This window comes from Buttiauxella cochleicola (assembly GCF_021283185.1).
Lineage (GTDB): Bacteria > Pseudomonadota > Gammaproteobacteria > Enterobacterales > Enterobacteriaceae > Buttiauxella > Buttiauxella massiliensis.
The window spans coordinates 1-21,087 of record NZ_JAJSOS010000002.1; the positions used below are offsets into that span (position 1 = coordinate 1).

The following is a 21,087-nucleotide window of genomic DNA, read 5'->3' on the forward strand; positions in this document are numbered from 1 at the left end:
GGGGGCAGTGAGATTGATAATACCGAGAGCTTGTGAAAGTTCCATTTAAAAAGGGTCCATGTTGTGCATGAACCCTTTTTACACGAGCCACCGGATCGGTCAACTGATCCTTAAACGATCAGCATTAGCCGAATGGCCCCTTAGTTTTTATACAGATGGATCACTCAACACACAGAATACGCGTGGTGTTGGTGGTACCAATGGTACTCATCACATCGCCCTGGGTGACAATAACCAGATCGCCAGAAACCAGGTAACCTTTGTCACGCAGCAGATTCACTGCATCGTTTGCAGCGGCAACACCGTCGCTTGGGCTATCAAAGAACACAGGCGTTACACCGCGGTACAAAGAGGTGAGATTCAGCGTGCGCTCGTGGCGAGACATAGCGAAGATTGGCAAACCGGAGCTGATACGAGAAGTCATCAGTGCGGTGCGGCCTGATTCAGTCATAGTGATGATTGCAGTAACACCTTTCAGGTGGTTTGCCGCGTACATCGCAGACATTGCAATCGCTTCTTCTGTGTTGTCGAACTGTACGTCCAAACGGTGTTTGGAAACGTTAATGCTAGGGATTTTCTCAGCACCCAGGCAAACACGCGCCATTGCCGCGACGGTTTCAGCAGGGTATTGACCTGCCGCGGTCTCTGCGGAAAGCATTACCGCATCGGTACCGTCCAGCACGGCGTTCGCTACGTCCATGACTTCTGCACGAGTTGGCATTGGGTTGGTAATCATCGACTCCATCATCTGGGTCGCAGTGATAACCGCACGGTTAAGCTTACGCGCACGACGAATCAGGGTTTTCTGAATACCGACCAACTCTGGGTCGCCGATTTCAACACCCAGGTCACCACGGGCAACCATCACCACGTCTGATGCCAGAATCACATCGTCCATTGCCTCTTCACTGCAAACGGCTTCGGCACGTTCCACTTTAGCGACAATCTTCGCATCACAACCCGCTTCGCGCGCCAGGCGACGAGCGTAGTTCAGGTCTTCGCCACAACGTGGGAAGGAAACTGCCAGGTAATCAACGCCGATTTTCGCAGCCGTCAGGATATCGGCTTTGTCTTTATCGGTCAGCGCTTCAGCGGACAGGCCGCCACCCAGTTTGTTGATGCCTTTATTGTTCGACAGCGGGCCACCCACTGTAACTTCGGTGAACACTTTCATGCCCTGTACTTCGAGCACTTTTAACTGTACGCGACCGTCATCAAGCAGCAGGATGTCACCGGTTACAACGTCAGCTGGCAGACCTTTATAGTCGATACCGACTTTTTCTTTGTCGCCTTCGCCTTTGCCAAGGTTGGCATCAAGCAGGAATTTGTCACCAATATTAAGGAAGACTTTGCCTTCTTTAAACGTGGATACACGAATTTTTGGCCCCTGCAAATCGCCCAGAATAGCGACATGACGACCCAGTTTCGCGGCAATTTCACGAACTTTATCAGCACGGATCTGATGATCTTCTGCGGTGCCGTGGGAAAAGTTCATACGCACCACGTTAGCGCCAGCAGCGATAATCTTTTCCAGATTATTGTCGCGATCGGTGGCTGGGCCTAAAGTGGTAACGATTTTGGTTCTACGTAGCCGTCTGGACATGTATTACTCCGTTGACTGAAACAACTTTGGTGTTGCGTTAACAAAAGATTCGGAAAATCAGAATGCGTTAAAAACGCAAAGCAACAACTTAACCGAATGACCTAAAAAGTTACAGCTTTGTTATGGAAACTTAAGTGTTTTCGCCAGAAACAAACAGTCCCTTATCAAAACGCGATTCCTTGAGCGCTTCTTTGACTCGCTTCAAGTTATCTCTGAATTTTGCACCCCGGCGTAAAGTAAAACCGGTTGCCAGTACATCTATTACCGTTAATTGCGCAAGCCTCGACACCATGGGCATATAGATATCGGTATCTTCAGGCACGTCGAGTAATAAAGAGAGTGTCGCTTCGCGGGCGAGCGGTGAACCTTCTGAGGTTATCGCCAACACAATGGCATCGTTTTCACGCGCCAGTTGTGCGAGCTCCACCAGATTTTTAGTTCGCCCGGTATGCGAGATGAGTACAACGACATCTTCTTCACTACAATTCATGCAGCTCATGCGTTGCAAAACGACATCGTCAGAATAAATAACAGGCACATTAAAACGAAAGAATTTGTTCATTGCGTCATGCGCTACAGCGGCTGAAGAACCTAGACCGAAGAAAGCGATTTTCTTGGCCTGGGTGAGTAAATCCACAGCGCGATTGACTGCTGCCATATCCAATGATTGCCGTACCTGGTCAAGGCTTGCCATAGCGGATTCGAAGATTTTGCCGGTATAAGCTTCAACGCTATCGTCTTCGTCAACATTCCGGTTTACATAAGGAGTGCCATTCGCCAGACTTTGCGCTAAATGTAACTTAAAATCTGGAAAGCCTTTGGTTTCAAGGCGGCGGCAAAAACGGTTGACTGTCGGTTCGCTGACATCGGCACTGCGGGCAAGGGTTGCAATGCTTGAGTGAATGGCATCTTGTGGTGCGGTAAGAATCACTTCTGCGACTTTACGTTCTGATTTGCTAAGGTGTTCCAGTTGAGACTGGATTTTGTCCAGCATATTCATAGGTGTCCGGCATTCATGGATTTTGTCGATTTCAACAAATGGAGAAATCGTGACGCGATTTAGCAAGAATATACGCTTGCCCATTAGTGATTGGACAAGTTAATCGATGTGATGATGTTGTTTTTTTTCATAACATGATCAGTGTCTAACTTTCGACATGATATACATCAACAACGAAACTTCGAAAAATTCGATTAATCGCCGTGAAATGGCACTGGTGGCCAAATCTTGTTCATGAATGCGATCAAATAATGGCTGAAGACTTACCTGAATTCAGCAAAAGCAGTACATTGTTCTGTAATTAAATTACACACGGGCCGGAGTTAACCTCCCGAAATAATTCGAGTTGCAGGTATGGGGCAAAAGAGCGCATTCCAGGAGCTTACTTAAGTAAGTGACTGCGAGGTGTGAGTGCAGCCAACACCCCTGCAGCTTGAAGTATGATGGGAGAGCCCGGACATCCGAAACGAGGAGAAAAGACATGGCGGTAACACAGACAGCTCAGGCATGTGACCTGGTGATTTTCGGCGCGAAGGGCGACCTTGCGCGTCGGAAACTTCTGCCATCCCTGTATCAACTGGAAAAGGCAGGGCAGATCCACCCGGAGACGCGCATCCTGGGCGTGGGCCGCGCTGATTGGGATAAAGAGGCTTATACCAAAGTAGTGCGCGAAGCGATCGAAACCTTTATGAAGGAAAAGATCGACGAAAGCCTGTGGGATAAATTGAGCAGCCGTCTCGATTTTTGCAACCTGGATGTTAACGATACTGCAGCCTTTACCAAACTCGGTAAGATGCTCGATCAGCAAAATCGCGTCACCATCAACTACTTTGCTATGCCACCGAATACTTTTGGCGCAATCTGCAAAGGTCTGGGCAAGGCGAAACTCAACGCTAAACCTGCTCGTGTTGTCATGGAAAAACCGCTTGGCACCTCGCTTGCGACATCCCAGGAAATCAACGACCAGGTTGGCGAGTATTTTGAAGAGTGCCAGGTCTATCGTATCGACCATTATTTAGGTAAAGAAACGGTACTGAACCTGCTGGCGTTACGTTTTGCGAACTCCCTGTTTGCCAATAACTGGGATAACAAAACTATCGATCACGTGGAAATCACGGTAGCAGAAGAAGTGGGTATCGAAGGGCGCTGGGGTTACTTTGACCAGGCCGGGCAGATGCGCGATATGATTCAAAACCACTTGCTGCAAATTCTGTGCATGATTGCGATGTCTCCGCCGTCCGATCTCACCGCAGACCATATTCGCGACGAAAAAGTTAAAGTGCTGCAATCACTGCGCCGTATTGATCGCAGCAATGTGCGCGAAAAAACCGTGCGTGGGCAGTACACTTCCGGCTTTGCTCAGGGCCAAAAAGTACCTGGCTACCTGGAAGAGGAGGGCGCGAACAAGTCCAGCAGCACCGAAACCTTTGTTGCAATCCGTGTGGATATTGATAACTGGCGTTGGGCGGGTGTGCCGTTCTACCTGCGTACCGGTAAACGTCTGCCAACCAAATGTTCCGAAGTTGTGGTCTATTTCAAAAGCCCGCCACTGAACCTGTTCAAAGATTCCTGGCAGGATCTGCCACAAAACAAACTCACCATCCGTCTGCAGCCGGACGAAGGTGTGGATATTCAAGTGCTCAACAAAGTGCCAGGGCTTGAGCATAAGCACAACCTGCAAACCACTAAACTGGATCTGAGCTACTCCGAAACCTTTAATGAAACCCATCTGGCAGATGCTTACGAGCGCCTGTTACTGGAAACCATGCGTGGGATCCAGGCATTGTTCGTGCGTCGTGATGAAGTAGAAGAAGCGTGGAAGTGGGTCGATTCCATCACCGAAGCCTGGGCTGCGGACAACGATGCACCTAAGCCATATCAGGCGGGTACATGGGGGCCAGTTGCGTCCGTAGCAATGATCACTCGAGATGGGCGTTCCTGGAACGAATTTGAGTAATAAAAAGTGCCCGATTGTGTAAAAACCGCGTAACAGAAGTTTCTCATTTTACCGGTAACATGATCTAACACGCGTACTGTGGAAATTTTTTAATTTAAAAGCCCTGACTGGATTCACCAGCAGGGCTTTTTTATTTACACTAGCTGAAGCGATTTTGCCCTGATGGTTAGGATTCCCGCCTCTTAAAGAGAAAACAGAGCCGGCAATCATTTCCACCTGCCCAAAGCGACGGCAGCCACTTTATGAGGACCAGTTATGAATCCTGATTTGTTACGCGTAACAAAACGCATCGTTGAACGCTCCCGCCAGACTCGTGAAACTTACCTGGCGCGTATAGAAAAAGCGAAGTCAAACACCGTACACCGCTCCGAACTGGCTTGCGGGAATTTGGCCCACGGTTTTGCCGCTTGTCAGCCAGAAGATAAAGCTGCGCTGAAAAGTATGCTGCGTAACAACATTGCGATCATCACCTCCTATAACGACATGCTTTCCGCACATCAGCCGTATGAGTATTACCCTGATCAGATTCGTAAAGCGCTGCATTCAGTTGGCGCGGTAGGGCAAGTTGCAGGTGGCGTGCCAGCCATGTGCGACGGCGTTACCCAGGGCCAGGATGGCATGGAGCTGTCACTGCTCAGCCGCGAAATTATCGCAATGTCTACGGCAATCGGCCTGTCTCATAACATGTTCGATGGCGCGCTGTATCTCGGTGTGTGCGATAAAATCGTTCCGGGTTTAACCATGGCTGCATTGTCCTTTGGCCATCTGCCGGCTGTGTTTGTGCCATCAGGCCCAATGGCGAGCGGTTTGCCGAATAAAGAAAAAGTGCGCATTCGCCAACTGTATGCTGAAGGTAAAGTGGATCGCATCGCGCTACTGGAATCAGAGGCTGCTTCTTACCACGCACCGGGTACTTGTACATTCTATGGTACCGCCAACACCAACCAGATGGTGGTTGAGTTCATGGGCATGCAGTTGCCGGGTTCTTCATTTGTTCACCCGGATGCGCCTCTGCGTCACGAACTAACCGCTGCGGCAGCACGGCAGGTCACGCGTCTGACCGGAAATGGCAATGAGTGGATACCGCTCGGTAAAATGATTGATGAAAAAGTTGTCGTAAACGGCATCGTTGCCTTGTTGGCCACTGGTGGTTCAACTAACCACACCATGCACCTGGTGGCTATGGCCCGCGCGGCTGGCATTATCATTAACTGGGACGATTTCTCCGATCTTTCCGATGTGGTGCCATTGTTGGCACGTCTGTATCCGAACGGCCCGGCGGATATTAACCACTTCCAGGCTGCAGGCGGTGTACCAGTACTGATGCGTGAATTGCTCAAAGGTGGTTTGCTGCATGAAGATGTGAACACTGTAGCGGGGTTTGGTTTGCATCACTACACCATGGAGCCATGGCTGGATAATGGCCAACTGGCATGGCGTGAAGGTGCAACTACCGCGCTCGATACTGATGTTATCGCCACCTTCGATAAACCTTTCTCCAAACATGGCGGCACCAAAGTCCTGAGCGGAAACCTTGGCCGTGCGGTGATGAAAACTTCTGCTGTACCTGTAGAAAACCAGGTTATTGAAGCGCCTGCTGTCATTTTCGAAAGCCAACATGACGTTTTACCTGCATTTGAAGCAGGCCTTCTGGACCGTGATTGCGTGGTTGTTGTTCGCCATCAGGGGCCAAAAGCGAACGGCATGCCAGAATTACATAAACTTATGCCGCCACTTGGGGTATTATTGGACCGCTGTTTCAAAATAGCGTTAGTCACTGATGGACGGCTGTCGGGCGCATCCGGTAAGGTGCCCTCTGCAATCCATGTTACTCCAGAAGCTTATGATGGTGGGCTGCTGGCAAAAGTCCGGGACGGCGATATGATTCGCGTCAACGGTCAAACGGGTGAACTGACATTGCTGGTCGATGACGCCGAGCTTGAAAAACGCACTGCATACCACCCGGATCTCAGCGCGGAACGCGTTGGCACCGGTCGTGAACTATTTAGCGCGTTACGCGAACAGTTATCTGGCGCAGAACAAGGCGCGACCTGCATTAAATTTTAAGGACCGGATGTAGCGGTTGCTGCTCTGGAAACGAATTATAAAGTTGGTTGAAGAGGCTTGAGATGAAAAACTGGAAAACTACTGCGGAACAGATCCTGAAAACAGGACCGGTTGTCCCGGTTATCGTAATTAACAAACTGGAACACGCAGTACCAATGGCTAAAGCATTAGTTGCTGGCGGCGTGCGCGTTCTGGAAGTGACTCTGCGTACTCCATGTGCAATGGATGCAATCCGTGCTATCGCTAAAGAAGTACCAGAAGCGATTATTGGTGCGGGTACCGTTCTGAACCCAGAGCAACTGGCAGAAGTTACTGAAGCTGGCGCGCAGTTCGCAATCAGCCCAGGCCTGACTGAGCCACTGTTGAAAGCAGCAACCGAAGGCTCCATTCCATTGATCCCAGGTATCAGCACTGTTTCTGAACTGATGCTGGGTCTGGACTACGGCTTGAAAGAATTCAAATTCTTCCCTGCTGAAGCAAATGGCGGCACCAAAGCACTGCAAGCTATCGCAGGTCCATTCTCTCAGGTTCGTTTCTGCCCAACTGGTGGTATCACTCCGGCTAACTACCGTGACTACCTGGCGCTGAAAAGCGTTCTGTGCATCGGTGGTTCATGGTTGGTTCCGGCTGACGCGCTGGAAGCTGGCGATTACGATCGTATTACTACTCTGGCTCGTGAAGCAGTCGAAGGCGCTAAATAACACGTCATCCTTCGAGCCGTAGATGCGTTGGCTACGTTCACTCACCCCGGTCACATAGTTATCTATGCTCCCGGGGATTCGTTCTCTTGCCGCCTTCCTACGACTCGAATGATTCGTGTTATTGAATCCCTGCTCAGATGAGCGGGGATTTTTTTATCCTTTGACGATTACCGCTTTGGTTGCAGCGATAGCACGTGCAATCGCATTTTCCACGCTGGAACCCGTTGCCAGTGCCACACCCATTCGGCGTTTACCGTTAATCTCAGGCTTACCGAACAGCCGTACTTGCAAACCTGCGCCTACTGCCGCACCCACATTGCCGAATTGCACGTTGTCACTGCTCAATTCTGGAAGGAGCACTGCAGAAGCAGCAGGGCCATACTGGCGAATGTCACCAATCGGCAAGCCAAGGAAAGCACGGACGTGCAACGCAAACTCCGAAATGTCCTGAGAAATGAGCGTCACCATGCCAGTGTCATGTGGACGAGGGGAGACTTCACTAAAAATAACCTCATCGCCACACACGAACAGTTCGACGCCAAACAAACCGTAACCACCCAACGCCTTCACCACTTTTTCAGCGATTTCTTGCGCGCGGCCCAGAGCGATATCGCTCATTTTCTGAGGTTGCCAGGATTCGCGGTAGTCGCCATCTTCCTGACGGTGCCCGATTGGGGCGCAGAAATGCACGCCATCGACAGCACTAATAGTCAGCAGGGTGATTTCGAAATCGAAATTAACCACGCCTTCGACAATCACTTTGCCTTTACCTGCGCGGCCGCCTTCTTGCGCGTACTCCCATGCTTTGGCTAATTGATCTGCGGTGCGGATAAAGCTTTGCCCTTTACCGGAAGAACTCATCACCGGTTTAACGATACAAGGCAGACCGATCTCTTCAACTGCCTGTAAAAATGCCTCTTCGCTATCAGCAAAACGGAAGCTGGAGGTTGGCAGAGCGAGTTCTTCTGCTGCGAGGCGGCGAATACCTTCGCGGTTCATGGTCAGCTTTGTCGCGCGCGCGCAAGGTACAACGCACTGACCTTGCTTCTCAAGCTCAACCAACATGTCAGTGGCGATGGCTTCAATTTCGGGAACGATGAAATCTGGCATTTCTACAGAGACCAGCTTCTTAAGCTCGACGCCGTCGAGCATATTAATGACGTGGCTGCGGTGAGCGACATGCATCGCTGGGGCATCTGCATAGCGATCTACGGCGATAACTTCCAGACCAAGACGCTGGCATTCAATCGCCACTTCTTTTCCTAATTCGCCTGATCCTAACAACATGACACGTGTAGCTGACGGACGAAGTGCTGTTCCCAAAATTGACATAATCTGTATACCCGAACGGAGAAAATAGACCGGCGGATTATAAACGAAAACGTTTGCGTGCGCAGCGAATTTCCCACTTGCGATACAGGGGTAATATCATTACACTGTTTAAATAAACAGTTAAACCGGAGCTGCAAAATGGCGGTTGAAATCAAATACGTTGTTGTACGAGAGGGGCAAGAAAAAATGTCTTTTGCCAGTAAAAAAGATGCGGATGCCTATGACAAAATGCTCGATCTGGCAGAAGTATTGAGCGAGTGGCTCGTACACAGTCCTGTTGCTCTCGAAGAGGGGCAAAACGATGTGCTGGCTATGTGGATGGCAGAAAACAAAGACGTGCTTTCCTCCGTGCTTAAAAGCGGCAAATTGCCGGACGTGGAAAGTACTGAAACTGCCGGTGAAGTCGCAGATGAAGCCGATAACGCTGAAGAGTCTGTTGCAGACGATAAAGTGGCTGAACACCCGCGTAAGCGCACCAAAGCGGCATAAGTTTTAACGCGTCGGGTTACCGGCGCGGTTCTTTTCTCATCTTTAGCCTTATCAGACACTTCTTGACAGCCTTTGGCTTAACCTCAGATGTTAAGTTCTCACAAAGGGTGTCTCTAATGAGCAATTTGTTACAGCAGCTTCAGTCTATGCTGGGGCAAGCGACGCAATCCATCCAGAATCACACTGGTCAGAATCAATCCTCACAAACTCCTCAGGGAAATAATTCTCAGGGGCTGAGTAAGTTACTGGTGCCTGGCGCACTCGGTGGGTTAGCGGGTTTGCTGCTGGCGAGCAAATCGTCACGGAAACTACTGACCAAGTACGGCACCAGCGCGTTATTGGTCGGCGGTGGTGCGGTTGCGGGAAGCGTACTGTGGAACAAATATAAAGACCGAGTGCGTGAGGCCCATCAGGGTGAGCCGCAGTTTGGGCAGCAGCAGTCGCCTGTCGATGTTCGTACTGAGCGCCTGATTACCGCTTTGGTGTTCGCTGCTAAAAGCGATGGTCATATTGATGATAAAGAACGCCAGATTATCGAGCAGCAACTACGTGATGCCGGTATCGAAGGGCCGGGGCGTAATCTCATTCAGCAAGCTATCGATCAGCCTCTTGATCCGCAACGCCTTGTGCAAGGTGTTAATAACGAAGAAGAAGCGCTGGAACTGTATTTCTTAAGCTGCGCTGCAATCGACATCGATCATTTTATGGAGCGCAGTTATCTCAATGCGCTTGGGGATGCGCTAAAAATCCCGCAGGATGTACGCGAAGGCATTGAACAAGATATTCAGCAACAGAAACTAAATCTGCCGGGTTAACCCCGGCATTTTCCCTAAAATCCCACGTTACGCTTGCAAGGCTGTCTGAATTTGCCACCCTTACAGGGTGTTAACTCAAAAAGAAAAATGACATGCCACCAAAAGCAAAAAAAATCCCCCACACCATGACCATGCATGGTGATACTCGCATCGATAACTATTACTGGCTGCGCGATGATGAGCGCACTGATGCACAGGTGCTTGATTATCTTCATCAGGAGAATGATTACGGTCATCAGATCATGAGTACGCAGCAGGCATTGCAAGAGCGCCTGCTCAAAGAGATGATCGACCGTATCCCCCAGCGTGATATTTCCGCACCGTATACACAAAATGGTTATCGCTATCGCCAGATTTTCGAAACTGGTAATGAATACGCTATTTATCAGCGCCAGTCTGTGGTGTCGGAGGAGTGGGAAGAGTGGAGCACGTTGGTAGATGGCAATCGTCGTGCTGCCCACAGCGAGTTTTATACCATGGGCGGCATGAGCATTACCCCTGATAACACCGTTATGGCGCTGGCAGAAGATTTCCTTTCACGCCGCCAGTACGGCCTGCGTTTGCGCAATCTGGAAAGCGGGAACTGGTACCCGGAAGTGCTGGATAATGTCGAAAGCAGTTTTGTCTGGGCGAATGATTCCGCCACGCTTTATTACGTCCGCAAGCATCCCAAAACGTTATTGCCGTATCAGGTCTGGCGCCACACGGTGGGGCATCCATCCTCCGAAGATGAATTAGTCTACGAAGAAAAAGACGAAATGTTTTATGTCAGTGTGCATAAAACCACCTCGAAACACTTCGTTCTAATTTATCTCAGCAGTGCTACCACCAGCGAAGTACTGTTGCTGGATGCCGAGCTAGTAGATGCGCAACCGCAAAGCTTTTTGCCACGCCGCAAAGATCACGAATATACCCTCGATCACTTCCAACATAATTTCTATCTGCGCTCGAATCGGGAAGGTAAAAACTTTGGTTTGTACCGCACAAAAGTGCGTGATGAAAGCCAATGGGAAGAGCTGATTCCTCCGCGCGAAAACGTCATGCTGGAAGGATTTACGCTATTTACAGATTGGCTGGTCGTTGAGGAAAGGCAGCAAGGGCTGACCAGCTTGCGTCAAATTAATCGCAAAACTCGCGAAGTGACGGGAATTGCTTTTGATGACCCCGCTTATGTCACCTGGCTTGGACATAACCCGGAACCGGAATCTTCTCGTCTGCGTTACGGTTACTCATCAATGACCACGCCAGATACATTGTTTGAGCTGGATATGGATACCGGCGAGCGGCGCGTGATTAAACAAACCGAAGTTGCAGGTTTTGACGCCAGTCATTATCGCAGTGAACATTTATGGGTCACAGTACGTGATGGCGTGCAGGTGCCGGTTTCTTTGGTTTACCATCGCGAACATTTCCAGCGCGGGAAAAACCCTTTGCTGGTATATGGCTATGGCTCTTACGGAAGCAGCATGGATGCGGATTTCAGTAGCAGTCGTTTAAGCCTGCTCGACCGAGGCTTCGTCTATGCCATTGCGCATGTACGCGGAGGCGGCGAACTCGGCCAGCAGTGGTATGAAGATGGTAAGTACCTGAAGAAGATGAACACCTTCAATGATTATCTGGACGTCTGTGATAGTTTGCTTAAACAGGGATACGGCAACGAAAACTTGCTCTATTCGATGGGCGGGAGTGCAGGCGGCTTACTGGTAGGGGCTGCAATTAATATGCGTCCGGAGCTGTTCCACGGTGTTGTTGCACAGGTGCCATTTGTTGATGTTTTAACGACGATGCTCGATGAGTCCATTCCACTCACGACTGGCGAGTTTGAAGAGTGGGGGAATCCACAAGACCCTGAGTATTACCACTACATCAAACTATACAGCCCGTACGATCAAATCACCGAACAAGCCTACCCGCACATGCTGGTGACCACAGGACTGCATGACTCCCAGGTGCAATATTGGGAGCCTGCCAAGTGGGTCGCAAAACTGCGTGAATTACGTAGAGATGATAATTTGTTATTGCTATGTACTGATATGGACTCAGGGCATGGTGGGAAATCGGGCAGATTTAAATCTTACGAAGGTGTGGCTCTGGAGTTCGCTTTCTTGATTGCCCTGGCACAAGGAACTTTACCAGGGCGGGCGGGATAGGCTGTTACTAATCCTCGAGATAATGCTTTAAAGTCATTCTAAGATCTGGCGCTAATTCTTTGATGTTATTCAACATCCATCGTAGATAGCCCGGATCTTTATCTGCAATTTCCGCAATCGGTTCACCGCGATATTTACCAAATGCCATGGTTTTCACAAGTGCTGGACGACCTGTAATGGTCACCATTTGGTCTGGAGTCCAGCCTGACTCATCCATAATGCGAATCATTAAAGCAGCGGTGATATAGCAATCAAACAGCGCGCGGTGATGATGTAGCCCGGCAGGTGTTTCAACTTCCAGCTTGAGGGATTTATATAAACCCATATTGCTGTATTTGATGCCAGGCCATAAACGACGCGCCAGTTTTACCGTGCAAATCCACTCGCTATCGGGCAGTTCAGGCAGCATGCGCTGGTCAAAACTGGCGTTATGAGCCACGTAGTACGGGCTGCCGTGATAGCGTGGAATAACATCCTCAATCCACGGTTTATCTGCGACCATCTCTTCGGTAATTTTGTGAATGGCCATCGCCTGGTAGCTAATAGGACGATCCGGGCGTACCAGGTCACTCATCGGATTAACAATCTTGCCATTGACGATATCGACAGAGGCAACTTCTACCACGCCACCCTGTAGACCACAGGTTTCAGTATCAATAATGCGCAGCATATCTACTCCATCAAGTCTTAGCGTATTTTCTTAATGCGCTAGCGTAATGGAATGATTTCACCGTGCCAACCTTTTGCATCACGTCTTCCAACTGCGAGTAGCTCGCCATGATCGGCGCGAACCACCAATTCACCGCGATCGTCCCAACAAGCGCTGCGTCCCGCTGACCGATATTTGCCGGTAGAAAACGCATGGTTAGCTAATAAAACGGGCAAATTATATTTATGGGCCCAGCGTTGCAGATACATTTCATCTTTCTGGTAGCTGATTTCATTAATGAATTTTCCCGTGGCATAAAGACTTGCACCCATTTCAGCTGCACTACGTGGCCAGGTTTCTTCATCGCTGTCGGTGCTAAAACCCATTGCCACGCTACGATTGTGCAAACCTACCAATGGCGTGTGTTGATCGGGGAGATCAATATCGCAGGTTTGCGGTTTACAACAGGCAACTCGGGAACCATCAGGCAAAAAACCCACCGATCCTGGTGATATTCCTTGTTCACTGCGTAAGGGTAGACCCACAACAATAGTCATTTGGTGTTTTACCGCGGCATCTTGCAAAGGATTCAGGCGTTCATCGGTGAAGGGAAGGGCGCAGACGTGATGGTTGTCAATGTTAAAACCGGTGAGGGAAAGTTCGGGGAAAATCAGCAGATCTATTCGTTCAGCAACCGCGCAGCGAACAAAATCTAAATGATGTGTGATATTCGCATCGAGGTCATCGGGTGTGGCGCCATATTGCGCTGCAGCAACATTCCAGACAGGCATACGTTCTTCCTTAATCAATCTACCCAACGGCCATCATCCTATGGCCGCAACAGGTAATTCCTGTGTTTAGATATATAAACCGGGAAAAATCTTAACACCATTTTTGTCAGGAAGTTTAGTGGGGATAATATTTATTTCACTTTAGGTTCGTACGGCAGTTTGGACAAATTGACTGAAGCCAGTCGATGAGCAGTCAGTCTTTCTCTGAACCAGTCACGCAAATGCACAGGTTGCTCGCGTTCTACCACTTCGGCGATCACCGGCATATTGTAGCGTTCCTTAAATGCCACGCCAGCAGCCGCGAGATCGACGTTGATCTTATCCATTTCGTCCTGGGGTAATTCAGCAAGATTGTGATTCATATTGGCCTCGTGTTTTTTGCCGCAAAGGTACTTGTTGATATCCGTGATGACAAGTCTTTACATTCATTGATAGCTGTTCTCATCTCGACTTAACCTGGGCTCAAGGTTATCCTTTTGCCGTCTCGAATAAGAAAAAGGAATAGTTGATATGGCTTTCACCCGAACTCGTCTCATTACCATCGCCACTCTCTTTACCGCACTTACTGTTTCCAGCTCAGCTTTCGCGCACGCGCATTTAAAGCATCAATATCCAGCGGCAGATGCTGCGGTAACGGCTGCACCACAGGCGATTACCCTTAATTTCTCTGAAGGAGTTGAAGCGAATTTTAGCGGACTTACGCTCACCGGGCCACAGCAAACAGTCGTGAAGACTGGCACGGCTAAGCGCAACGAAAAAGATGATAAGCAGCTTATTGTTCCAGTCGAAGAGGCTATGAAACCGGGAGATTACCAGGTTGATTGGCATGTAGTATCCGTTGACGGACATAAGACGAAAGGGAAGTATCACTTCTCGGTGAAGTAAGCCGGATGCTACCAGGTTTCTATATCGCGCTGCGATTTATTCATTTTGCTGCATTAATGGTGCTGCTTGGCAGTACCATCTCATGCTCATTGCTTGCTCCTCAAGCGTTTAAGCCGGTTCTCATTCGCCGACTAAAATGGCAATGGCATTCCGCCGTCTGGATGACGTTGCTAAGCGCAATATTATTGTTATGTGCTCAGGCTGGGATGATGGGCAGTGGTTGGCGAGATGTCATTAATCCCCAGATTTGGTTGGCGGTTCTTGGAACGAGCTTTGGGTCCATCTGGTTGTGGCAGATATTATTGAGTGTGGTGACACTTGTGGTGTTGCTGCTTAAACCGCGCCCTTTGCAGTCAATGTTAATGATCCTTGCGGCGGCACAACTTATTTTGTTGGCAGGTGTCGGGCATGCCGCGATGCGTGAAGGGATTGTAGGTGGCTTACAACGCTTAAATCATGCAGTGCATCTTCTTAGTGCTGGCTGGTGGGCTGGCGGATTACTGCCGCTTTTGATGTGCATGCGCATGGCTCAAAAACCACGCTGGCGCGGCAGTGCCATTACCGCGATGATGCGTTTTTCGCGTTACGGGCATCTGGCGGTTGCTGCCTTAATACTCAGTGGACTAATCAACAGCCTGATGATTTTAGGCTGGTCTCTACCACTGGAAAGTAACTACATGCGCTTCTTGTTGGTGAAGGTTGCCTTTGTTGCCGTGATGGTTATCATCGCCCTGTATAACCGCTATTTTTTGGTGCCGAGATTTAATCGTATGCCAACAGCCACAAAACAGTTTATCCAGTTAACGTGGCTGGAAGTTATTCTGTCGGTGGTGGTGCTCCTTTCTGTTAGCATTTTCGCTACCTGGGAACCGTACTGAAGACGTTATTAGCTCAAGAGATATTCATGAAAAAAAGTATTTTGACGCTGTTATTGCTGGCTTGCGCAGGTAGTGCATTAGCCGCACCGCAAATTATCACCGTAAGCCGTTTTGAAATGGGTAAAGATAACTGGGCGTTTAACCGTGAAGAGGTAATGCTAAGTTGCCGCCCTGGACATGCGCTCTTTGCAATCAATCCAAGTACCTTGATGCAATACCCGTTAAACGACGTAGCGCAACAACAAGTGAGTAGCGGCAAAACCACTGGCCAGCCCATCTCCGTGATTCAAATTGATGATCCTAAGACACCGGGACAAAAAAAGAGTCTTGCTCCATTTATTGAGCGTGCTGAGAAATTGTGTAGCTAAAATGCGATAACTCACTAATTAAAAATAAAAAACCGCAATAACCGTAGACCGGATATTGCGGTTTTTGTCTAAAATATTACCTGCGCCGCAGTTTTTTTCTGAACACTTTTGCGCCGGACTGGAAAACCTGCGCCGGTAATCTATTCTTAGAAGGCAAGGCGATGTCTGCCTGCATTAATGCCAACTTTTAGCGCACGGCTCTCTCCCAAGAGCCATTTCCCTGGACCGAATATAGGAATCGTATTCGGTCTTTTTTTTATTTATCTTTATATACAAGGACTTAGGTTGGTCGTTCCGAAATTTCTCCGAATTTCCATATCCGGTTTTTTTGCCCTGTTAAATCAATGTAAACATTTTCTCCCTCACATCCAAGTACTTTTCGAGCATTTTTGTAGGTGAAAGTGAGATGGTTTAAACTAAAAAAAACCAAAACACTCTTCAAAAACTCCTGTTTACCTGATGTCAGAACCCGTTAACATACTGAGCTTTTTATTAAATATCATTTCAGTAGGGACGGGATTTCAACCGTGGCGGATTATCATCCCTTAAATCTTCTGCGTTCACCTGATATTGTTCTCAGTTTTCCAGGTTTGTTTATTTTCCGCGAATAATTATAGTCTTGATTCATTTTTCGCATCATTAATGCAGCAGTCCCACCACTTATCGCACCCAAAGTATGCCCTGCCAACATTTATGTATTTGCTATGTTTTCTGACTGCGCTTCAATTTTCGATTATTTATCATTCTAATATGAGGTGGCAGTTTTGAGGAGATACTTAATTCTTTTAATATTTTGCTGTTCATTTTTAGTCTGTAGTTGGAGTTTCGGGTGCAAGTAGATAGCTATTTTTTTCTTTGATGAGATCATTTGACATGGGTTGCCGCATATTTTCACCAGTAGGAGAAATCTGGGACATGAACCATTTATTATATAACTCATCAAATCGTTTTGAGATAAACAGGTTTTTTAACTCATCATTGATGATGGACTCTATTTCATCTGCATCTTTAGCTATCACCATTCCATAGGGTATTACGTCACCAAATCCTTCAGCACTCATTTGATAGTCATCTCTGTCCGCCATTTCAGCTAACTTGCTATGTATGATAATGTCATCAGTGACAAATGCTGAGATGTGCCCTTGTTCTAGTAAATCAAATCCTTCATCGAAACTTCTCATCAGCTTAACAGAGATCGAATAGTTAATATTTTGGTTCATTGCAGAGAGTAATAATGCAGATGTTCCGCCACTAATAGCCCCTACGGTTCGCCCAGAGAGCATTTCGAGGCTATTTATATGCTGAGATTTTTTAGCCAGAAAATTTGTCCGTGTAAAAAACCATGGCTTTGAAAAAGTAACGAATTTATTACGTTGCGCTGTATTTCCGGCAATGGCGCAGAGAATGTCTGCTTTATGATGAGATATATATTCAAAGCGCGCGGCTGAGGCAACTTCTACCCATTGTATATTTAGATTTGTGTTGTAGCGTTTTTTTATACTGTCGACAACTCCCTGGCAGATATCCACCGCCATGCCAGTCGGTTTTCCATTCACCTCCCAGGAAATAGGCTTGGAACTACCCACCCATGCCAAGGTAATACTATGTGTGCTAAGTATTTTATTAAGCACAGGATCGGCTACAGCATTGCTGCAAAAAAATATCATAGCAGCCAACATAAAAGAACCAATCATTTTACAATAAGTCAAATGACTAAACAAAAGTAAGCCCCCATTAATTAAAATGGCTAAAGTAAAATTATATTTTTCGAAAATATCGGCAGTATTGTAATTGCTTTTATGTTGGTTTACTAATAATTGTCTTTCTAATAATAGCCATTAATATCTATATTTGTGGCATGCCTCAATATTCATCATCCTGAAATCATCTACACGAATACCCATACAAGCCCAGAGGATAGGTCCGAGATAGGGGGCATATTAATTAGCATCCTTACTATCCTCTCTGTACAATCACGCCCGACCTGAAGTTCGCTACAACTAATAACGACAAACCTGCAAAGACAAACTATGACCACAACTCAAACTGAAACACATCGTCGGGAAAACTCTCTCGCCTCGGTTTTGCGTAGCCCGCGTTTGCTCGCGCGTGAATCCCTTGCGGGAGTAGTAACGGCATTGGCACTTGTACCTGAAATCATTTCATTCTCAGTCATTGCGGGGGTTGACCCGAAGGTCAGCCTGGTCGCCTCTATTGTGCTTTGTTTATCCATGTCACTGCTTGGTGGGCGCCCCGCAATGGTGACAGCTGCTGCTGGCTCAGTAGCATTAGTTATCGGTCCAATGGTGCATCTGCATGGCGTTGAATATATTTTCCCTGCAGTATTGCTGGCAGGGTTAGTCCAGATTCTGTTCGGCGTCACAGGGCTTGCTCGTATGATGCGCTATATACCACTGTCAGTGATGACAGGGTTTGTAAACGCGTTGGGCATTCTCATTTTCTTTGCCCAGGTACCACATATTTGGGGGGATAACCCGCTGGTCTGTGGGCTGTTTGCGCTCACCCTGGCAATAGTGCTGTTTCTCCCTCGGGTATTTAAAATGGTTCCGTCGCCCTTGGTGGCGATTATTGTCATTACAGCGGGATGCATTGGGATGGGGTTATCTGTACCAACAGTGGGTGAGGCGGGACCAATGGCTACTGGATTACCCGGACTGACAGAGTTGTTGGTGCCCTTGAATCTGGATACTTTACGAATTATCTGGCCTTGCGCTTTGAGCGTCGCCTTCGTTGGCTTAATGGAATCGTTGTTAACCGCCAAACTTGTTGATGAGCTGACTGACACACCTTCGAGTAAACGTCGTGAATGTTGGGGGTTGGGAGTATCTAACATATTCGCCGGTTTTTACGGTGGTATTGCCGGTTGCGCCATGATTGGCCAGACCATGGTCAATGTGGAACTTGGCAAGGGGCGTACGCGTATCTCGACAATTGCTGCCGGCCTGGTGCTGTTGCTGTTAGTCACCGGTTTAAGCGAATTGATGGCAAAAATCCCGATGGTGGTTTTAGCCGGAATTATGGTGATTGTGGCGGTGAAAACGCTCAACTGGCACAGTGTTAAACCAGCTACCTTGAAAAGAATTCCATTTCCAGAAACTTTAGTGATGGTAAGCACTGTCGCAGTGACCGTTGCGACCGGGAACCTGGCGTTGGGTGTCGTCGGTGGCGTGGTTTTTGCGATGATCTTGTTTGCTCGCCGTATTGCCCACGTAGTACGCGCGGAAAGAACATTATCTGAAGACGGGCAATCTGTAAGATATACGGTAACCGGGCCGTTGTTTTTTGCCAGTAGCAACGATTTGGTTGAACATTTCCAGTATGCCGACGATCCGCAAAACGTGATTATTGATTTGTCTCAGGCTCAAATTTGGGATGTATCGACAGTTGCCGTGCTTGATGCTATCGAAACCCGCTATCAACGCTATGAAAGCAAGGTACAAATTGTCGGTCTCGATTTACGCAGCAGTGACTTCCACGAGCGGCTGAGCGGCAAAATTTGAATACCACTCACGCGTTAATCCAGATTTATTTGATGAGAAAATGGCAAAACTGTGAATCTGCCGTTACTTTTACAATGTTAAGGCTGCTAGATTAGCTTTAGTTCCAGAGTGAAACGGAGGTGCCAGATAGTTTTGAAACTGATCCTCAAAAGTAAACTGGTGGGTTCGTGGTAGGTTTAATGACCACATTCCCTTGGGGCGCAAGCCATATTTCATCGCTTTAAGAAGCGTAGTATTTACCAGATAACTCGTATCACCTCTCTAAAGGCTGCATTTATGCAGCCTTTTCTATTTGTGGATCTGACTCGCTTTTCCTTCAATTTCCCTACTTTCGAATGCAGTGTGCTGATTGTGTCTCAAACCGTATGGCGGCAAAATAAGTAAAAAATCGTACGCCAATAATACGTTTGAAGGATATGAGCATGGTTAATGCAGCACCTCGTCTGGAAACTGAACGTCTAATTCTCCGCCATTTTACGCTGGATGATTTTCCGGCATTAGCTGCCTGTTGGGCGGACCCAGAAATGGTGAGGTTTATCGGTGGTGGACAACCGCAAGGCCCAGAAATGACCTGGGGAAGATTGCTGCGTTACATCGGTCATTGGCAGGCGATTGGTTACGGCTATTGGGCTGTCTTTGAAAAAGAGACTGAGCGTTATATTGGTTCGTTTGGTTTTCAGGACGCACAACGTGAGTTAACTCCGGCGCTTGAACTTCCGGAAGCGGGATGGTCACTGATTCCCGCTGTGCACGGTAAAGGCTATGCCAGCGAAGCGCTCAACGCGGTTCTGCAATGGGCGGACCGTGAGTTAGCGACACCAGTTTGTTGCATTATTGATGATGACAACCTGCGTTCTATCTATCTGGCTGAGCGATTTGGTTTCCAGTTTCAGCATTTTGTTGAATACCACGGTAAGCAAATCAAAATGTTCATTCGTCCAGCCCGTTAATCATTGCCCCCACTGGTTTATAATTAAGCAATAAATAAACAAAGTGGGGGCGGTATGTATCAGCGAATAGACGGCGAAGAGTGGCGGCATGTGTTTATTGTTGGTGATTTACACGGCTGTCTCTCTGAATTAATTAGCCTGCTTAAACTTCATCATTTTGATTATCATCAGGATTTACTTATCTCGGTGGGTGATCTTATTGATCGCGGTGCAAACAGCCCTGGATGCCTGGCACTGCTCGGTAGTAAGTGGTTTAAAGCAGTGAAGGGCAACCATGAAGCGATGGCTTTAGAGGCGCTCGACGAAGGTGAGGGAATGCTCTGGCAGATGAACGGTGGTGAGTGGTATCGGGAATTGCCAGAACAGCGTCAAAATAATGTGCAGCTAGCCTTACTGAAGTGCCGCGATTTGCCGTTGGTAATTGAACTTCATACGCATGACAAGACGCTGGTTATTGCTCATGCAGACTACCCTTCAGGGCATTACAGTTGGAATCAGCCCGTCGATGAACATTTACTGGTCTGGAGCCGGGATCGGCTTAATAAGAATTTACAGGGGCGAGGCGAGGATATCGACGGAGCTGATGAGTTCTACTTCGGCCATACGCCGCTCAAAGAAGTGAGTCATTTTCATAATCAATATTATATTGATACCGGCGCGGTGTTTGGTAATAAGCTGACTATGGTGCAGGTTCAGTAACACTACAACGAGCTGTATTCTTGCGCCGGGCGCCAGAAGCTATCAATAAAATCTTCAACCGGGAAACAGCCACCGTAGCGTATCCGCTGCTCATCCATAGCGAACAGGCACTGCTGTTCAGTATTAAAGACATCTACCACGATATCTTCGCAGCCGCCGTCCAGGTAGCAAACAAATAAAACCAACGCAAACATGATTGCCTTTGAGTTGCACCGTTTGGCTTAATTGTAGG

General features: G+C 48.1%; 20 protein-coding genes. 12 read left to right on the forward strand and 8 right to left on the reverse strand.

Annotation, left to right across the window (positions count from 1 at the left end):
- Window positions 1-160 precede the first annotated feature (160 nt).
- On the reverse strand, window positions 161-1,603 hold the full coding sequence (pyk, locus tag LVQ76_RS02945) for a pyruvate kinase (RefSeq protein WP_064511938.1): 1,443 nt from the start codon (window positions 1,601-1,603) through the stop codon (window positions 161-163).
- 130 nt (window positions 1,604-1,733) lie between these two features.
- Window positions 1,734-2,603 (reverse strand): MurR/RpiR family transcriptional regulator, encoded by an 870-nt coding sequence (locus LVQ76_RS02950; protein WP_034455124.1) that lies wholly within the window; start codon window positions 2,601-2,603, stop codon window positions 1,734-1,736.
- Window positions 2,604-3,084: 481 nt separating this feature from the next.
- Between LVQ76_RS02950 and zwf the strand changes: the two genes are divergently transcribed.
- From zwf to LVQ76_RS02965, 3 genes are all read left to right on the forward strand, one after another.
- A complete protein-coding gene (gene zwf, locus LVQ76_RS02955) occupies window positions 3,085-4,560 on the forward strand; it encodes a glucose-6-phosphate dehydrogenase (RefSeq protein WP_151994620.1) in 1,476 nt (491 codons plus the stop codon).
- Window positions 4,561-4,815: 255 nt separating this feature from the next.
- A complete protein-coding gene (gene edd, locus LVQ76_RS02960; protein WP_232920923.1) occupies window positions 4,816-6,627 on the forward strand; it encodes a phosphogluconate dehydratase in 1,812 nt (603 codons plus the stop codon).
- 62 nt (window positions 6,628-6,689) lie between these two features.
- Window positions 6,690-7,328, forward strand: a complete 639-nt coding sequence (locus tag LVQ76_RS02965; RefSeq protein ID WP_034455128.1) for a bifunctional 4-hydroxy-2-oxoglutarate aldolase/2-dehydro-3-deoxy-phosphogluconate aldolase — start codon at window positions 6,690-6,692, stop codon at window positions 7,326-7,328.
- Window positions 7,329-7,481: 153 nt separating this feature from the next.
- On the opposite strand, the gene purT is transcribed toward LVQ76_RS02965, so the two are convergent.
- Window positions 7,482-8,660, reverse strand: a complete 1,179-nt coding sequence (gene purT / locus LVQ76_RS02970) for a formate-dependent phosphoribosylglycinamide formyltransferase (RefSeq protein WP_232920924.1) — start codon at window positions 8,658-8,660, stop codon at window positions 7,482-7,484.
- 138 nt (window positions 8,661-8,798) lie between these two features.
- Between purT and LVQ76_RS02975 the strand changes: the two genes are divergently transcribed.
- From LVQ76_RS02975 to ptrB, 3 genes are all read left to right on the forward strand, one after another.
- Window positions 8,799-9,149: a YebG family protein gene (locus tag LVQ76_RS02975; protein WP_232864823.1), complete on the forward strand. Its 351-nt coding sequence runs from the start codon at window positions 8,799-8,801 to the stop codon at window positions 9,147-9,149.
- A gap of 116 nt (window positions 9,150-9,265) precedes the next feature.
- Complete coding sequence (locus LVQ76_RS02980; protein WP_232920926.1) at window positions 9,266-9,964, forward strand: tellurite resistance TerB family protein; 699 nt, start codon at window positions 9,266-9,268, stop codon at window positions 9,962-9,964.
- Between the two features lie 92 nt (window positions 9,965-10,056).
- Window positions 10,057-12,114: an oligopeptidase B gene (ptrB, locus tag LVQ76_RS02985; RefSeq protein WP_232920927.1), complete on the forward strand. Its 2,058-nt coding sequence runs from the start codon at window positions 10,057-10,059 to the stop codon at window positions 12,112-12,114.
- A gap of 7 nt (window positions 12,115-12,121) precedes the next feature.
- On the opposite strand, the gene exoX is transcribed toward ptrB, so the two are convergent.
- The 3 genes from exoX to LVQ76_RS03000 form a co-directional block, all read right to left on the reverse strand.
- Entirely contained in the window at window positions 12,122-12,784 is a 663-nt protein-coding gene (gene exoX / locus LVQ76_RS02990; protein ID WP_232920929.1) for an exodeoxyribonuclease X, read from the reverse strand.
- A 38-nt stretch (window positions 12,785-12,822) separates the two neighbouring features.
- Complete coding sequence (locus LVQ76_RS02995; RefSeq protein ID WP_232920931.1) at window positions 12,823-13,554, reverse strand: carbon-nitrogen hydrolase family protein; 732 nt, start codon at window positions 13,552-13,554, stop codon at window positions 12,823-12,825.
- 131 nt (window positions 13,555-13,685) lie between these two features.
- The gene (locus tag LVQ76_RS03000) at window positions 13,686-13,916 is read right to left on the reverse strand and encodes a DNA polymerase III subunit theta (RefSeq protein ID WP_151994612.1); all 231 of its coding nucleotides are present in this window, start codon (window positions 13,914-13,916) and stop codon (window positions 13,686-13,688) included.
- A gap of 148 nt (window positions 13,917-14,064) precedes the next feature.
- Between LVQ76_RS03000 and yobA the strand changes: the two genes are divergently transcribed.
- Genes yobA through LVQ76_RS03015 form a run of 3 tightly spaced genes read left to right on the forward strand, consistent with a single transcriptional unit; the run spans window position 14,065 to window position 15,685 of the window.
- On the forward strand, window positions 14,065-14,439 hold the full coding sequence (yobA, locus tag LVQ76_RS03005) for a CopC domain-containing protein YobA (RefSeq protein WP_232864827.1): 375 nt from the start codon (window positions 14,065-14,067) through the stop codon (window positions 14,437-14,439).
- Between the two features lie 5 nt (window positions 14,440-14,444).
- On the forward strand, window positions 14,445-15,317 hold the full coding sequence (gene copD / locus LVQ76_RS03010) for a copper homeostasis membrane protein CopD (RefSeq protein ID WP_232920932.1): 873 nt from the start codon (window positions 14,445-14,447) through the stop codon (window positions 15,315-15,317).
- Window positions 15,318-15,343: 26 nt separating this feature from the next.
- Entirely contained in the window at window positions 15,344-15,685 is a 342-nt protein-coding gene (locus tag LVQ76_RS03015; protein WP_151994609.1) for a YebY family protein, read from the forward strand.
- 806 nt (window positions 15,686-16,491) lie between these two features.
- On the opposite strand, the gene LVQ76_RS03020 is transcribed toward LVQ76_RS03015, so the two are convergent.
- On the reverse strand, window positions 16,492-17,406 hold the full coding sequence (locus tag LVQ76_RS03020) for a transporter substrate-binding domain-containing protein (RefSeq protein WP_232864889.1): 915 nt from the start codon (window positions 17,404-17,406) through the stop codon (window positions 16,492-16,494).
- A gap of 309 nt (window positions 17,407-17,715) precedes the next feature.
- Between LVQ76_RS03020 and LVQ76_RS03025 the strand changes: the two genes are divergently transcribed.
- The 3 genes from LVQ76_RS03025 (at window position 17,716) to LVQ76_RS03035 (ending at window position 20,855) form a co-directional block, all read left to right on the forward strand.
- On the forward strand, window positions 17,716-19,206 hold the full coding sequence (locus LVQ76_RS03025) for a SulP family inorganic anion transporter (RefSeq protein WP_232920933.1): 1,491 nt from the start codon (window positions 17,716-17,718) through the stop codon (window positions 19,204-19,206).
- A gap of 422 nt (window positions 19,207-19,628) precedes the next feature.
- Window positions 19,629-20,156 carry a GNAT family N-acetyltransferase gene (locus LVQ76_RS03030; RefSeq protein WP_151994570.1) on the forward strand — a complete coding sequence of 176 codons (528 nt, stop codon included), beginning with the start codon at window positions 19,629-19,631 and terminating at the stop codon, window positions 20,154-20,156.
- A 54-nt stretch (window positions 20,157-20,210) separates the two neighbouring features.
- Window positions 20,211-20,855, forward strand: coding sequence for a metallophosphoesterase (locus LVQ76_RS03035; RefSeq protein ID WP_232920934.1), 645 nt, complete (start codon window positions 20,211-20,213; stop codon window positions 20,853-20,855).
- Between the two features lie 2 nt (window positions 20,856-20,857).
- Here LVQ76_RS03035 and LVQ76_RS03040 read toward each other — a convergent pair whose 3' ends face one another.
- Entirely contained in the window at window positions 20,858-21,049 is a 192-nt protein-coding gene (locus LVQ76_RS03040) for a YdfD/YebW family protein (protein ID WP_064511919.1), read from the reverse strand.
- Window positions 21,050-21,087 lie beyond the last annotated feature (38 nt).